The organism is Klebsiella sp. D5A, from assembly GCF_001620885.1.
GTDB lineage: Bacteria > Pseudomonadota > Gammaproteobacteria > Enterobacterales > Enterobacteriaceae > Klebsiella > Klebsiella variicola.
This window is the reverse complement of the sequence record NZ_LOAR01000008.1, coordinates 172,731-187,629: the sequence shown is the minus strand read 5'-3', so window position 1 is coordinate 187,629 and position 14,899 is coordinate 172,731. Positions and strand designations below refer to the sequence as shown.

At 61.2% G+C, this 14,899-nt stretch carries 13 protein-coding genes; 11 read left to right on the top strand and 2 right to left on the bottom strand.

Features of this window, described 5'->3' with window-relative positions; translation table 11 throughout:
* Nucleotides 1-23: 23 nt before the first annotated feature.
* On the bottom strand, nucleotides 24-935 hold the full coding sequence (locus tag AS136_RS13730; RefSeq protein WP_012541385.1) for a LysR family transcriptional regulator: 912 nt from the start codon (nucleotides 933-935) through the stop codon (nucleotides 24-26).
* A gap of 96 nt (nucleotides 936-1,031) precedes the next feature.
* Between AS136_RS13730 and AS136_RS13725 the strand changes: the two genes are divergently transcribed.
* The 4 genes from AS136_RS13725 to AS136_RS13710 all read left to right on the top strand — a co-directional run bounded on the left by AS136_RS13725 (nucleotide 1,032) and on the right by AS136_RS13710 (nucleotide 7,019).
* Nucleotides 1,032-2,027 carry an NAD-dependent epimerase/dehydratase family protein gene (locus tag AS136_RS13725; RefSeq protein ID WP_048330413.1) on the top strand — a complete coding sequence of 332 codons (996 nt, stop codon included), beginning with the start codon at nucleotides 1,032-1,034 and terminating at the stop codon, nucleotides 2,025-2,027.
* Between the two features lie 95 nt (nucleotides 2,028-2,122).
* The gene (locus AS136_RS13720; RefSeq protein WP_004143215.1) at nucleotides 2,123-2,737 is read left to right on the top strand and encodes a TetR/AcrR family transcriptional regulator; all 615 of its coding nucleotides are present in this window, start codon (nucleotides 2,123-2,125) and stop codon (nucleotides 2,735-2,737) included.
* Between the two features lie 74 nt (nucleotides 2,738-2,811).
* Nucleotides 2,812-3,921 (top strand): efflux RND transporter periplasmic adaptor subunit, encoded by a 1,110-nt coding sequence (locus AS136_RS13715; RefSeq protein ID WP_063266802.1) that lies wholly within the window; start codon nucleotides 2,812-2,814, stop codon nucleotides 3,919-3,921.
* Nucleotides 3,918-7,019, top strand: coding sequence for an efflux RND transporter permease subunit (locus AS136_RS13710; protein WP_044612661.1), 3,102 nt, complete (start codon nucleotides 3,918-3,920; stop codon nucleotides 7,017-7,019). Before AS136_RS13715 ends, AS136_RS13710 begins: the two co-directional genes overlap by 4 nt.
* 55 nt (nucleotides 7,020-7,074) lie before the next feature.
* Here the strand turns inward: AS136_RS13710 and lldD are convergent, their stop codons facing one another.
* Nucleotides 7,075-8,259 (bottom strand): FMN-dependent L-lactate dehydrogenase LldD, encoded by a 1,185-nt coding sequence (lldD, locus tag AS136_RS13705; RefSeq protein WP_032741146.1) that lies wholly within the window; start codon nucleotides 8,257-8,259, stop codon nucleotides 7,075-7,077.
* Between the two features lie 379 nt (nucleotides 8,260-8,638).
* On the opposite strand from lldD, the gene AS136_RS13700 reads away from it, so the two are divergent.
* The 7 genes from AS136_RS13700 to sufE all read left to right on the top strand — a co-directional run bounded on the left by AS136_RS13700 (nucleotide 8,639) and on the right by sufE (nucleotide 14,834).
* Nucleotides 8,639-8,836 (top strand): hypothetical protein, encoded by a 198-nt coding sequence (locus tag AS136_RS13700; RefSeq protein ID WP_004203090.1) that lies wholly within the window; start codon nucleotides 8,639-8,641, stop codon nucleotides 8,834-8,836.
* A 473-nt stretch (nucleotides 8,837-9,309) separates the two neighbouring features.
* Complete coding sequence (sufA, locus tag AS136_RS13695) at nucleotides 9,310-9,687, top strand: Fe-S cluster assembly scaffold SufA (RefSeq protein WP_008804464.1); 378 nt, start codon at nucleotides 9,310-9,312, stop codon at nucleotides 9,685-9,687.
* A gap of 2 nt (nucleotides 9,688-9,689) precedes the next feature.
* Nucleotides 9,690-11,177, top strand: a complete 1,488-nt coding sequence (sufB, locus tag AS136_RS13690) for a Fe-S cluster assembly protein SufB (RefSeq protein WP_016161296.1) — start codon at nucleotides 9,690-9,692, stop codon at nucleotides 11,175-11,177.
* Nucleotides 11,178-11,193: 16 nt separating this feature from the next.
* A complete protein-coding gene (sufC, locus tag AS136_RS13685) occupies nucleotides 11,194-11,940 on the top strand; it encodes a Fe-S cluster assembly ATPase SufC (protein ID WP_004184415.1) in 747 nt (248 codons plus the stop codon).
* A complete protein-coding gene (sufD, locus tag AS136_RS13680; protein ID WP_016161295.1) occupies nucleotides 11,915-13,189 on the top strand; it encodes a Fe-S cluster assembly protein SufD in 1,275 nt (424 codons plus the stop codon). Before sufC ends, sufD begins: the two co-directional genes overlap by 26 nt.
* Nucleotides 13,186-14,406 carry a cysteine desulfurase SufS gene (gene sufS / locus AS136_RS13675; RefSeq protein WP_016161294.1) on the top strand — a complete coding sequence of 407 codons (1,221 nt, stop codon included), beginning with the start codon at nucleotides 13,186-13,188 and terminating at the stop codon, nucleotides 14,404-14,406. The genes sufD and sufS overlap by 4 nt, the downstream gene beginning before the upstream one ends.
* An 11-nt stretch (nucleotides 14,407-14,417) precedes the next feature.
* Complete coding sequence (gene sufE / locus AS136_RS13670) at nucleotides 14,418-14,834, top strand: cysteine desulfuration protein SufE (RefSeq protein ID WP_023322835.1); 417 nt, start codon at nucleotides 14,418-14,420, stop codon at nucleotides 14,832-14,834.
* Nucleotides 14,835-14,899 lie beyond the last annotated feature (65 nt).

Genomic DNA, 14,899 nt, shown 5'->3' with positions numbered 1-14,899 from the left:
AAATGCCCGCGCGATGGGGCGGGTCAGCTCGCCAGTGGGCCACGAATATACGCCTGCAACCCCTGGGCGAGAAAATCAAATACCCGCTTACAGGCAGGGCTGTGGCGCAGATCCTCATGCATTACCAGCCAGGTATCGAGATTCAGGGAAAAGTCGGCCGCCAGTACTCGCTGCAGGGGAATAATGCCATCCGCAAGGGGCACCTGGCAGATGCCGATCCCCGCCCCGGCGCGGATCAGGCTCAACTGGGCGAGGTCGCTATCGGTCCGCATCGCGAAGGCTTCGCGCTGAAAACGGGGGTAAGCCTGCAGGGCCCGGCGAACAAGTGGGGTGGCGCTATCGAAACCAATTAGCGCGTGGCTGGCCAGATCGTCGAGGGTAGCGGGCAGGCCCTGGCGCGTCAGGTAGGCGGCGGTGGCATGTAACCCAAGCTCGATCCTGCCGAGACGGCGGGCGATAAGCTGCTCCTGCTGCGGGGCGACCATCCGCACCGCAATATCCGCCTCCCGGTGAAGCAGATCCTGAAACCGATTGGAGAGCATCAGTTCGATGACGATATTCGGGCACGCCTGCCTGAGCCGGGCAACCAGCGGCGGCAGCACCTCGGCGCCGACCACCTCGCTGGCGGCCACCCGCACCACGCCACGCAGTTCGGTTCGGTCGCGACTAAAGTTAGCCGCCGTGCGTTCCAGCGCCCGGGCGGTATTGTCCATCGCCTCGGCGTGCACCCGCAGCGCCAGCGCCGCGTCGGTCGCCAGCAGGCCGGTCTGCGAGCGGGTAAATAAGGCCTGGCCGAGCGCGGCCTCCAGCCCGGCAATATGGCGCCCCGCCGTCGGCTGGGTGATGTTCAGGGTGCGTGATGCGCCCGATAAGGAACCTTCCTGCAGGACGGCGAGAAAGGTTCGGTACCACTCCCAGGGAATAGAGGTATTCATACAAAAATGTATAGCTGCTCGATGATGGTATGCAATTTCATTTGATATGAGCGGCAGGTAGGCTGTCAAGCATCCATTAGCGAACGGGGAAAGAGGATGAACAGCAGCGGCAAAGTACTTATTCTGGGAGCAAGCGGGGGGATTGGCGGGGAAGTGGCGCGCCGGCTGGTGGCGGACAACTGGCAGGTTCGGGCGCTGAAGCGCGGCGCTCAGATTCGCGGTCCCGCAGATGGCATGCAGTGGATAGCCGGCGACGCGCTGAATGCCGGGCAGGTTGCCGCGGCGGCTGCCGGTTGCGACGTTATCGTCCATGCGGTCAATCCGCCGGGCTACCGGCACTGGCGGCAGCAGGTACTGCCCATGCTGCACAACACCCTGCAGGCCGCCGAACAACAGCGGGCGTTAGTTGTTCTGCCCGGCACGGTCTACAACTATGGACCGGATGCCTTTCCGCTGATTGATGAAGCGGCCCCTCAGCAACCGGTGACCCGTAAAGGCGCTATTCGGGTAGAGATGGAGCAGGCGCTGGAGGATTACGTGCAGCGTGGTGGCCGGGCGTTGATTGTTCGGGCGGGCGATTTTTTTGGTCCACGCGCCGGAAATAACTGGTTTTCTCAGGGGCTGGTCAAGCCTGGTCAGCTTCCCCGCGTCATTAGCCGCCCGGGGGCGATCGGCGTCGGGCATCAGTGGGCTTATCTGCCCGACGTCGCCGACACCATCGCCGCGCTGCTGGCCCGCAGGCATGAGCTTGAGCCGTTTGCTCGTTTTCATATGCAGGGCCACTGGGACCCGGACGGCAGCGAAATGAGTCAGGCGATCCAGCGGGTGGTCGCCCGCTATGGCGGCCGAGCGGCAGTGAAGTCTTTTCCCTGGTGGCTGGTAAAGCTGGCGGCGCCCTTTAACGCCACCCTGCGGGAAATGGTCGAGATGCACTATCTCTGGCGTCTGCCGGTACGCCTGCGCAACGATAAACTGGTTGATTTTTTAGGTGCGGAGCCGCATACCCCACTCGACAGCGCGGTGCTTCAGACGCTGCAAGGCATGGGTTGTCTGCCCGCCGGCGCGATAAACCAAGAGGCGGGTGAGGCGTAACGCGGCAAGAGGATCACAGAGCGGGGTGTTATTGTGACCAAATCATAATAACGTCACTCGTTGTCAAACGATAGCGATCGCATTAAGCTAAACGGATGACGAAAAATACCCCCACCCCTGCAAGCCGTGGTCCCCATGACCACAGCGTTCGGGACCAGATTCTTGACGCGGCCATGGCGCACTTTAGTCGCTATGGCTATGAGAAAACGACGGTCACCGATCTCGCCAAAGCGATAGGCTTTTCCAAAGCCTATATCTATAAATTCTTTGACTCCAAGCAGGCGATTGGCGAGGCGATTTGCGCCAGCCGGCTGGAGAAGATCATGGTGGCCGTCAGCGCGGCTATCGCCGATGCGCCGTCCGCCAGCGAGAAACTGCGCCGCCTGTTCCGGGCACTGACCGAGGCCGGCAGTGAACTGTTTTTCGAGGATCGCAAACTGTACGACATCGCCGCCGTCGCAGCGCGCGATAAATGGCCTTCAACGGAACAGTATGCCGGTCATCTGCAGCAGCTGATTGGTCAAATCCTTGTCGAAGGCCGCCAGGCGGGTGAGTTCGAGCGCAAAACCCCGCTGGATGAGGCAACCCTGGCGGTCTATATGGTGATGTGTCCTTTCATCAACCCGGTGCAACTGCAATACAATCTCGACACTGCGCCCACCGCGGCGGTGCTGCTTGCCTCCCTGATCCTGAGAAGCCTCTCCCCCTGATTAGTGACTATTGACTTTATTGGTCACTCGTCTGAGAATGCGGTCACTGTCCGGTCTTTTCATTAAGGTGACCCATGCTCAGGCTCAATGCCGTCCATCTTGCCGTCTGCCTCCTGCCGCTGGCCCTCGCGGGCTGCGGCGAACCTGCCGATCATGACGATCCCCGCACCCGGCCGCCGCTGGTCCGGGTGGCGACCGTCGAGCGCGCGGAGGCCAGCGCGCGGGCCTTTACCGGCGTGGTGGTCGCTCGTACCCAAAGCGATCTCGGCTTCCGGGTATCGGGAAAAATCCTTGCCCGACTGGTGGAGACCGGGCAGAGCGTCAAGCGCGGTCAACTGCTGCTGCGTCTGGATCCGGCTGATTTAACCTTGCAGGCGCAGTCTCAACAGCGGGCCGTGGATGCCGCGCGGGCGCGAGCCAAAAAGGCGACCAACGATCTGGCCCGCTATCGCGGCCTGGTGGCGAGCGGCGCCGTCTCGGCCGCGGAATTCGACCAGGTTAACGCAGCGGCAGAGGCGGCGAGAGCCGACCTCAGCGCGGCCCAGGCGCAGGCCAATGTGGCGCAAAACGCCACCGGCTATGCCGGACTGCTGGCGGACGCTGACGGCGTGGTGGTGGAAACGCTTGCCGAACCGGGGCAGGTGGTCAGCGCCGGACAGGTGGTGATCCGCCTGGCGCGGGCGGGGCAGCGCGAAGCGCGGGTGCAGCTTCCGGAGACGCTGCGCCCGGCGGTCGGCAGCGAGGCGCTGGCGACACGCTATGGCAGCGAATCTCAGCCGGTCACGGCGACCCTGCGACTGCTTTCGGACGCGGCTGACGCCACCACCCGCACCTTTGAAGCGCGCTATGTGCTGAACGGGGCGCTGGCGAATGCGCCGCTGGGGTCTACCGTGACCCTGCGTATCGGCAGCGACCAGGCGCCAGGCCAGGTGCTGGAGGTGCCTCTGGCGTCGGTCTACGATCCGGGCAACGGCCCTGGCGTCTGGCGCATTGCCTCGCGTCCGGCCACCGTCTCCTGGCAACCGGTGACCGTGCTCGGCCTGAATGATGAAACGGCGCGGGTGACCGGCCCGCTGAAGCCCGGCGAGCCCATCGTCGCCCTGGGCGCCCATCTTCTGCACCAGGGCGAGGCGGTGCGTCTGGCGGAACGACGCGAGCATAATGCCGCCGGGAGCCAGCCATGAGCGCCGGGCGTTTTAATCTCTCCGCGCTGGCCGTCCGCGAGCGGTCGGTGACCCTGTTTTTGATTATCCTCATCTCCGTCGCCGGGCTGGTGGCGTTCTTCGGACTCGGGCGGGCGGAAGATCCGCCCTTCACGGTCAAGCAAATGACGGTCATTACCGTCTGGCCCGGCGCCACCGCGCAGGAGATGCAGGATCAGGTCGCCGAGCCGCTGGAAAAACGGCTCCAGGAGCTGAAGTGGTACGATCGCACGGAGACCTATACCCGCCCTGGTATGGCGTTGATCACGTTATCGCTGCAGGATCAGACCCCGCCGTCCGAGGTGCCGGAGCAGTTTTATCAGGCGCGCAAAAAGCTCGGGGATGAGGCGAAAAACCTGCCTGCCGGCGTCTCCGGCCCGATGATGAATGACGAATTCGCCGATGTCACCTTTGCCCTCTTTGCTCTGAAAGCGCGGGGAGAGCCGCCGCGGCAGCTGGTGCGTGACGCTGAAGCCCTGCGCCAGCAGCTGCTGCATGTACCCGGAGTGAAAAAAGTGAATATCCTCGGCGAACAGGCGGAGCGCATTTATCTCTCCTTTTCTCATGATCGTCTCGCCACCCTGGGCCTTTCGCCAGAGGCGATTTTTGCCGCGCTGAACAGCCAGAATGTGCTGACCGCCGCCGGGGCCATTGAGACCCGGGGCGGGCAGATCTTTATCCGCCTCGACGGGGCGTTCGACCGCCTGCAGCAGATCCGCGACACGCCGATTATTGCCGGGGGCAGAACGCTGAAACTGGCCGATGTCGCCACGGTTGAGCGAGGGTATGAAGATCCCGCGACCTTCCTGATCCGCAATCAGGGCGAACCGGCGCTGCTGCTGGGGGTGGTGATGCGCGAGGGCTGGAATGGTCTGGCGCTGGGGAAAGCGCTCGACGCCGAAACGGCCAGCATCAATCAGAGCCTGCCGCTCGGCATGTCGTTGACCAAAGTGACCGATCAGTCGGTGAATATCAGCGCCGCAGTCGATGAGTTCATGATCAAATTCTTTGTCGCCCTGCTGGTGGTGATGGCGGTGTGCTTTGTCAGCATGGGGTGGCGCGTGGGGGTGGTGGTCGCGGCGGCGGTGCCTTTAACTCTGGCCGTGGTGTTTGTGGTGATGGAGGCGACCGGCAAAAACTTCGACCGCATCACTCTCGGCTCGCTGATCCTCGCCCTGGGCCTGCTGGTGGATGATGCCATCATTGCCATCGAAATGATGGTGGTCAAAATGGAGGAGGGGTACGACCGCCTCAAAGCCTCCGCCTATGCCTGGAGCCATACCGCGGCGCCCATGCTGGCCGGTACCCTGGTGACGGCCGTGGGCTTTATGCCCAATGGATTTGCGCAGTCTACCGCCGGGGAGTACGCCAGCAACGTGTTCTGGATCGTCGGTATCGCGCTGATTGCCTCCTGGATCGTGGCGGTGATTTTTACCCCCTGGCTGGGGGTGCACCTGTTGCCGGACAGAAAGCCCGCGGCGGCAGGCCACGCCGCGCTGTATGACACCCCACGCTATCAGCGTTTCCGTCGGCTGCTGACCCGGGTTATCGCCCGCAAATGGCGCGTGGCCGCCAGCGTGGTGGTGCTGTTTATGGTGGCGATACTGGGAATGAGCGTGGTGAAAAAGCAGTTTTTCCCCACCTCCGATCGTCCGGAAGTACTGGTTGAAGTACAGATGCCTTACGGGTCGTCGATTATCCAGACCAGCGCCGCGACGGCGAAAATTGAGCACTGGCTGCAGCAGCAGCCGGAGGCGAAGATTGTCACCAGCTATATCGGCCAGGGCGCGCCGCGCTTTTACCTGGCGATGGCCCCGGAGTTGCCCGATCCTTCCTTTGCCAAACTGGTGGTGTTGACCGACGGTCAGGACGCCCGCGAGGCGCTCAAGCGGCGGCTGCGGGAGGCGGTGGCCAATGGCCTGGCGCCGGAAGCGCGGGTGCGCGTCACTCAGCTGGTCTTTGGCCCTTATTCGCCCTATCCGGTTGCCTGGCGGGTGATGGGGCCCGATCCGCACACCTTGCTCGACATCGCCGAACGGGTTAAATCGGTGCTGCAGGCCAGTCCGCTGATGCGCACCGTCAATAGCGACTGGGGTTCGCGGGTGCCGGTGATGCATTTCAGCCTCAATCAGGACCGGCTGCAGGCGAGCGGACTCAGCTCCCAGTCCGTCGCCCAGCAGCTGCAGTTCCTGCTGTCAGGGATCCCCATCACCACTGTTCGGGAAGATATTCGCGCCGTGCAGGTCATCGGCCGCGCGGCGGGCGATATCCGTCTGGATCCGGCGAAAATCGCCGACTTCACCCTGGTGGGCAGCGGCGGGCAGCGGGTTCCCTTGTCACAGATTGGCGACGTGTCGATCAGAATGGAGGACCCGCTGCTTCGCCGTCGCGATCGCACGCCGACCATCACCGTCCGCGGAGATGTCGCGGATACCCTGCAGCCGCCGGATGTCTCCACCGCGCTGATGAAATCGCTGCAGCCCATTATCGACTCGCTGCCGCCGGGGTATCGCATCGAGACGGCGGGGTCGATCGAGGAGTCAGGCAAAGCCACGCGGGCGATGGTGCCGTTATTTCCCATCATGATCGCCCTCACGCTGCTGATCATTATCCTGCAGGTGCGTTCGCTGTCGGCGATGGTCATGGTTTTCCTGACCGCGCCGCTGGGGCTGATTGGCGTGGTGCCGACACTGCTGCTGTTCAATCAGCCGTTTGGCATCAATGCTCTTGTGGGCCTGATCGCCCTGTCGGGGATCCTGATGCGCAATACGCTGATCCTGATTGGCCAAATCCACCACAACGAACAGGCAGGGCTCGATCCGTTCCACGCGGTGGTGGAGGCGACGGTGCAGCGCGCCCGCCCGGTTCTGCTGACCGCGCTGGCGGCGATCCTGGCGTTCATTCCGCTCACCCATTCGGTCTTCTGGGGAACGCTCGCCTATACGCTGATTGGCGGGACGCTGGGGGGAACCATCATGACCCTTATTTTCCTGCCGGCCATGTACGCGATCTGGTTCCGCATCCGACCTCAGCACCCGGCTGACGCAGTGCAACAGCCGGCGCTGCACCCGCAGGGGTAATTCCCTCTTGCCGGACCTGGCCGATAAACGCGGTCAGGCCCGGCCCCGGGCAGCGTCAGGCGGGTAAGGATACCGGCACCGCATGAGTGCGATGTTGATCCTGTTCGAGGCGGTCAAGGCAATCGAGGCTGATGGCCGATGGCGAGGTCGCGCCGGTGAGGGTCATGGTGACCTTCATATCCTCGGCAAATAAGCGCAGCAGATGCGCCACGCCCGCTTCGCCCGCCGCGGCCAGGGCATAAATATAGGCCCGCCCGAGCAGCACACCCTTCGCGCCGAGTGCGAGCAGGCGAATGACGTCCACGCCGGAGCGCACCCCGGAATCAGCAAGCACCGTCAGATCGTCGCCGACCGCATCCACCACCCTTGGTAGCGCCCGGGCAGTGGGGATGGCGCCATCGAGCTGTCTGCCGCCATGATTCGACACCACAATGCCATCGGCACCGAGGCGCACGGCATTGCGCGCATCGTCGGCATCGAGGATCCCTTTGATGATTAATTTCCCTTGCCAGCTGTCGCGGATCCACTCCAGATCGTGCCAGGCGATGGACGGGTCGAAGTTGTTGCTGATGAACCCCATGTAGTCGTCCATGGTCATTTTGTGGCCGGTGTAGGCTTCGATATTACCGAACGACAGGGGCCTGCCCGCCAGCCCGACGCTCATTGCCCAGCGTGGATGAGTACAGGCCTGGAGATACTGTCGCAGGGTGGCGTGCGGCCCGGACATGCCTGATCGATTATCCCGATACCGCGAGCCGGGGATCGGCATATCGACGGTGAATACCAGGGTTTTCATGCCGGCGGCCCACGCGCGCTCCAGCGCATTACGCATGTAGCCGCGATCTTTCAGCACGTACAGCTGGGACCAGAGTGCGCCGCTGGCCTGGCTCGCCACCTCTTCAATCGAGCAGACCGACACCGTGGACAGGGTGTACGGGATCCCGGCGCGGGAGGCGGCGCGGGCCGCCTGAACTTCGCCGCGGCGGGCGTACATCCCGGTGGCGCCGACGGGCCCCAGCGCCACGGGCATCGCCCATGAAGCATCAAGGATCGTGGTGGCCAGCGTCGGTTCGCCCGCCCCGCACAGCACGCGCTGGCGAAGGGCTACCGAGGCAAGCTCGGTGGCGTTGGCGTTCATGGTATTTTCCGCCACCGCGCCACCGTCAATATAATCAAAAAGGAAGCGGGGCAGACGGCGACGAGCGGCTTCGCGATAATCGCTGGGGGCTGAAACAATCATTATTATGTCCTTATGTCTTTTAACCTAAGTGGATGTTCTGCAGGCAAAAAAACTATAGGCTTCTAAAAACCGGTGGGGAAATGAAATATTAGCATCCCAGCTATTCCCTGCTGGAATAATCTGGTTTTATCGCTGAGGCTGTTATTTCCTTTTTTTACTCTTCGGCGCGCGCGTTATTTTTATTTATTTCCGCGCAACGTGAAGCTGGCAAAATAAAGACCCGGTATGAGGCGACAGCGCTTTGCGCCATCGCCACCAGGGGGAAGGAGAGGTCAGCGCGGCGCCTGCGTTTTCCGGGAGGTGTAAAGAAGATGAATTTGAAATTGAGCTGGTGGTATCTTTTGCTAGCCTTTCTCTGGAGGACAGACGGAGCGACACCATGAAAGATAAAGATGAACAAACGGCATTGATTGGCATGGCCATCGGCGCGGCGGTCATTAGCTTAGTGGCTACACAGAAGCAGATTAATCAGGGGAGTATCGTGGATGAACTGGTGAGACTGGGCAGACAGAAGGGGGACGGGGTGGAAGATGAGGTTTTTGTTCAGGCCGCCCGGCTGGTCAGAAAAGGCACCTAGCCAACCGCGACCCTGCCTGGCAATCCATTTACCCGTTTCATCACAGTTTTCATTCCCTGGATCGCGGCCTGGCGAGCGGCGATTGTTGCTTTCCGAAAGCGTCACGGACTGGCGCTTTCTTATCCTGACCACCGGACCTGCGCCTTCTCGGCCTTGTTGGCCTTTAGGTGACACTGTCATTTTTCCTTCTCCAGGCTGTGCGATAAACAGGAACCGGGTCATCTGCTATTGCATAAATCGGTATTTTCGATACATCTTTACCATTGCGTGCGAATATAGAACGATTTCAGAATAACATATTATAAATCAAAAGATTAAGTTCACCCTGCACACCCTGATAATCCCCGGGCGAGGGTCTATGCTTATAAAAAGCGCTAAATGGGGCAATACCCCTGCTGCAGATGGGTTGAAGTGATAATCATTATCACTAACATGGCGGTATGCCTTGATGGCGCCAACCTGGAGGTCTATCGATGGAAGTACAAGCAGGAACCTTTAATCCCGCCGATTTTAGCTGGCAGGGACTGACCATGACGCCGGCCGCTGCCGCGCATATTCGCGATCTGATGCGCAAGCAACCGGACAAAAAAGGGCTGCGGCTGGGGATAAAAACCAGCGGCTGCGCCGGTTTTGGCTATGTGCTCGAAATGATTGCCGAGCCGGCAGCCGACGATCTGCTCTTTGAACATGACGGGGCGAAACTGTGGGCGCCGCTGCAGGCGATGCCGTTCATTGACGGCACGGAGCTCGATTACGTCCGGGAAGGTTTAAATGAAATCTTTAAATTTCATAACCCGAAAGCGCAGCACGAGTGCGGCTGTGGCGAAAGTTTTGGGGTGCAGGCGGAGTAACTATGTCGCGTAATACTGAAGCAACTGACGATGTCAAAACCTGGACCGGCGGCCCGCTCAATTATAAAGAGGGCTTTTTCACCCGGCTGCAGACCGATGAGCTGGCCAAAGGGATTAATGAAGAGGTGGTCCGGGCCATTTCCGCCCGTCGCAATGAGCCGCAGTGGATGCTGGAGTTTCGGCTCAATGCTTTCCGGGCATGGCTGGAGATGGAGGAGCCGCACTGGCTGAAGGCGCATTACGATAAGCTGAATTATCAGGACTACAGCTACTATTCCGCCCCCTCCTGCGGCAACTGCGATGAGACCTGCGCTTCAGAGCCGGGCGCGGTGCAGCAGACCGGGGCCAACACCTTCCTGACCAGCGAGGTGGAAGAAGCCTTTAACCAGCTGGGCGTGCCGGTACGTGAAGGGCGCGAGGTGGCGGTGGACGCCATATTCGACTCCGTGTCGGTGGCGACCACCTACCGCGAAAAGCTGGCGGAGCAGGGGATCATCTTCTGTTCTTTCGGCGAGGCGATCCACGACCATCCGGAACTGGTGAAAAAGTATCTGGGTACCGTGGTGCCAGGCAATGACAACTTCTTCGCCGCGCTGAACGCCGCGGTGGCTTCGGATGGCACCTTTATCTATGTGCCGAAGGGCGTCCGCTGCCCGATGGAGCTGTCGACCTATTTCCGCATCAACGCCGAAAAGACCGGGCAGTTTGAACGCACCATTCTGGTGGCCGATGAAGGCAGCTACGTCAGCTATATTGAGGGCTGCTCGGCGCCGGTGCGCGACAGCTATCAGCTGCATGCGGCGGTCGTTGAAGTCATCATTCATAAAGATGCGGAAGTGAAATACTCCACGGTGCAGAACTGGTTCCCCGGCGACAACAACACCGGCGGCATTCTCAACTTCGTCACCAAGCGCGCGCTGTGCGAAGGGGAGAACAGCAAGATGTCATGGACCCAGTCGGAAACCGGCTCGGCCATCACCTGGAAATACCCCAGCTGCATCCTGCGCGGCGATAACTCGATCGGCGAATTCTTCTCGGTAGCGCTGACCAGCGGTCACCAGCAGGCGGACACCGGCACCAAAATGATCCATATCGGCAAGAACACCCGCTCGACCATCATCTCGAAAGGGATCTCCGCCGGACACAGCCAGAACAGCTATCGCGGGCTGGTCAAAATCATGCCGACCGCGACTAACGCCCGCAACTACACCCAGTGCGATTCGATGCTGATCGGCCCGGACTGCGGGGCGCATACCTTCCCGTATGTGGAATGCCGCAACAACAGCGCCCAGCTGGAACATGAAGCGACCACTTCGCGTATTGGCGAAGATCAGCTGTTCTACTGTTTGCAGCGTGGGATCAGCGAAGACGATGCCATCTCGATGATCGTCAACGGTTTCTGTAAAGACGTCTTCTCCGAACTGCCGCTGGAGTTCGCCGTCGAAGCGCAAAAATTGCTGGCCATTAGCCTTGAACATAGCGTCGGCTGATAATTAAGGAAAAAAGATGTTAAGTATTCAAGATTTACACGTCGCCGTCGAAGATAAAGCGATCCTGCGCGGGCTGAACCTTGAGGTGCGCCCGGGGGAGGTCCACGCCATTATGGGGCCAAACGGCTCGGGGAAAAGTACGCTTTCGGCCACCCTGGCCGGGCGTGAGGATTACGAGGTGACCGGCGGGCGCGTCGAATTTAAGGGTAAAGACCTGCTGGAACTTGCCCCGGAAGATCGCGCCGGAGAAGGTATCTTTATGGCCTTCCAGTATCCGGTGGAAATTCCCGGCGTCAGCAACCAGTTCTTCCTGCAGACCGCGCTGAATGCCGTGCGCAACTATCGCGGCCAGGAGCCGCTGGATCGCTTCGACTTCCAGGATCTGATGGAAGAGAAAATCAGGCTGCTGCAGATGCCGGCAGATCTGCTGACCCGCTCGGTGAACGTTGGCTTCTCCGGCGGTGAGAAAAAGCGTAACGATATTCTGCAAATGGCGGTGCTGGAGCCGGAGCTGTGCATTCTTGATGAGTCAGATTCCGGGCTGGATATTGATGCACTGAAGATTGTCTCGGAAGGTGTCAACTCGCTACGCGACGGCAAACGCGCCTTCATCATTGTCACCCACTATCAGCGCATTCTTGACTATATCAAGCCGGACTACGTCCATGTTCTGTATCAGGGGCGGATCGTGAAGTCGGGGGATTTCACCCTCGTCAAACAGCTGGAGGAGCAGGGCTATGGCTGGCTTACCGAACAGCAGTAACGCGCTGCAGCAATGGCACCACCTGTTTGAAGCGCAGGGCGGCCAGCGTACGGCGGAGGCCACCCAGCATCTGCAGCAGCTGCTGCGCCTGGGGCTGCCGACACGTAAGCACGAGGACTGGAAATACACCCCGCTGGATGCGCTACTGAACGGTCACTTTGTCGCCGACGAGGGGGCATCGCTCAGCGCTGAACAGCGTGATGCGCTGGCGCTGCCGCTGGACGCCTGGCGGCTGGTGTTTATCGATGGCCGCTATCATCCTGAGCTGAGCGACGATCTCGCCGCCAGCGGCGTGGAGGTCAGCGTCGATAACCAACGCCAGCATCTGCCGGATGCTTTGCATCCGGAGGTGTTTCTCCATCTGACCGAAAGCCTGGCGCAGACGGTGACCCGCCTTCGCGTACCGCGCAACCGCCGCCTGGATAAGCCGCTGCTGCTGATGCATATCACCCGCGGTCTGGCCGGCGATGCGCTGAATACCGCCCACTATCGCCATCACCTGGCGCTGGAAAGCGGGGCGGAGGCGACCGTGGTCGAACATTACCTGAGCCTCAATGAGCAGCCGCACTTCACCGGCGGGCGACTGACCATGACGGTGGCCGATAACGCGCACCTCCAGCATATCAAGCTGGCGTTTGAGAACGCGCTCAGCTACCACTTCGCCCATAACGACCTGCTGCTGGGCCGCGACGCCTCGGCTTTCAGCAGCAGTTTCCTGCTCGGCGGGCAGGTGCTGCGTCATCACACCAGCACCCGCCTGGGCGGTGAAAACAGCAATCTGCGCCTCAATTCGCTGGCGATGCCGGTGAAAAATGAGGTCTGCGACAGCCGCACCTGGCTCGACCATCAGGTTGGCTACTGCAACAGCCGCCAGCTGCACAAAACCATCGTCAGCGATAAGGGGCGGGCGGTGTTTAACGGGCTGATCAACGTCGCGCCGCACGCGCTGAAAACCGACGGCCAGATGACCAATAACAATCTGCTGCTTGGGCGGCTGGCGGAGGTCGACACCAAACCGCAGCTGGAGATTTACGCCGATGACGTGAAATGCAGCCACGGGGCGACCGTCGGGCGCATTGATGAAGAACAGCTGTTCTATCTGCGCTCGCGCGGTATCGAACAGCAGGCGGCGCAGCAGATGATCCTCTACGCCTTCGCCGCCGAGCTCACCGAGGCTATCCGCAGCGATGCGCTCAGAGAGCAGGTGCTGGCGCGGATTGGACTGCGTTTGCCGGGAGGCACTGTATGACATTTTCAGTAGAACGGGTTCGCGCCGATTTTCCGGTACTGAACCGGGAGGTCAACGGTCAGCCGCTGGCCTATCTCGACAGCGCCGCCAGTGCCCAGAAGCCGGAGGCGGTGATCGGCGCCGAAGCGGAATTCTATCGCCACGGCTACGCGGCGGTGCACCGCGGCATCCATACCCTCAGCGCGGAAGCCACCGCGCGGATGGAAGCCGTGCGTCAGCAGGCGGCCACCTTCCTTAACGCCGGGTCGGCGGAGGAAGTGGTGTTCGTCCGCGGCACCACCGAGGGTATCAACCTGGTGGCCAACAGCTGGGGAAACGCCAACGTCGGCGCCGGGGATAACATCATCATCAGCGAAATGGAGCACCACGCCAACATTGTGCCGTGGCAGATGCTGTGCGCCCGCGTCGGGGCTGAGCTGCGGGTGATCCCCCTGAACCCGGACGGCACCCTGCAACTGGATGTTGTCCCGGGACTGTTTGACACGCGCACCCGCCTGCTGGCGATAACCGAGGTCTCCAACGTGCTGGGGACGGAAAACCCGCTGGCGGCGCTGATTGCCCTTGCGCATCAGCATGGCGCGAAAGTGCTGGTGGATGGCGCTCAGGCGGTGATGCACCACCCGGTAGATGTGCAGGCGCTGGGGTGCGATTTCTACGTCTTCTCCGGACACAAGCTGTATGGCCCGACCGGGATCGGCGTGCTCTATGGCCGTTCCGAGCTACTGCAGGCGATGGCGCCATGGGAAGGCGGCGGGTCGATGATCGCCACCGTCAGCCTGACGGAAGGCACCACCTGGAACCGGGCGCCGTGGCGCTTTGAGGCCGGTACGCCGAATACCGGGGGGATCATTGGCCTCGGCGCGGCGCTGACCTACGTCAGCCAACTGGGGCTGACGCAGATCGCGGAGTACGAGCAGACCCTGATGCGCTATGCGCTGGAGGCTCTGCGCGCCGTGCCGGATCTGATCCTCTACGGGCCGGCGCAGCGCAAAGGGGTGATCGCCTTTAACCTCGGCCAGCATCACGCCTATGACGTCGGCAGCTTCCTCGACAACTACGGTATCGCCGTGCGAACCGGGCACCACTGCGCCATGCCGCTGATGGCCCGGTATCAGGTACCGGCTATGTGTCGGGCCTCGCTGGCGATGTACAATACCACGGAAGAGGTGGACCGCCTGGTGGCCGGCCTGCAGCGGATCCACAAATTATTAGGGTAAAGGACGTGACGATGGCGACACTACCAGACAAAGACAAACTGTTGCGCAATTTTAGCCGTTGCGCCAACTGGGAAGAGAAGTATCTCTATATCATTGAGCTGGGCCAGCGGCTGGCGCCGCTAAGCCCGGAAGAACATAGCGTGCAGAACATTATTCAGGGCTGCCAAAGCCAGGTGTGGATTGTGATGGCGCAGGACCCCTCCGGCGTTATCACCCTGCGCGGTGACAGCGATGCGGCGATCGTCAAAGGGCTGATTGCGGTGGTGTTTATCCTTTATGATCGGATGACCGCCCAGGACATCACTGAGTTCGATGTGCGCCCGTGGTTTGAAAAAATGGCGCTCACCCAACACCTGACGCCTTCCCGCTCGCAAGGGCTTGAAGCCATGATCCGTGCGATCCGCGCGAAAGCCGCAAATATTAGCTAGAATAAACAGGTAGATTTCATTCTGTTACGTCCGGTAGGGGTTCTGCTCCTGCCGCCGTTCAGTCT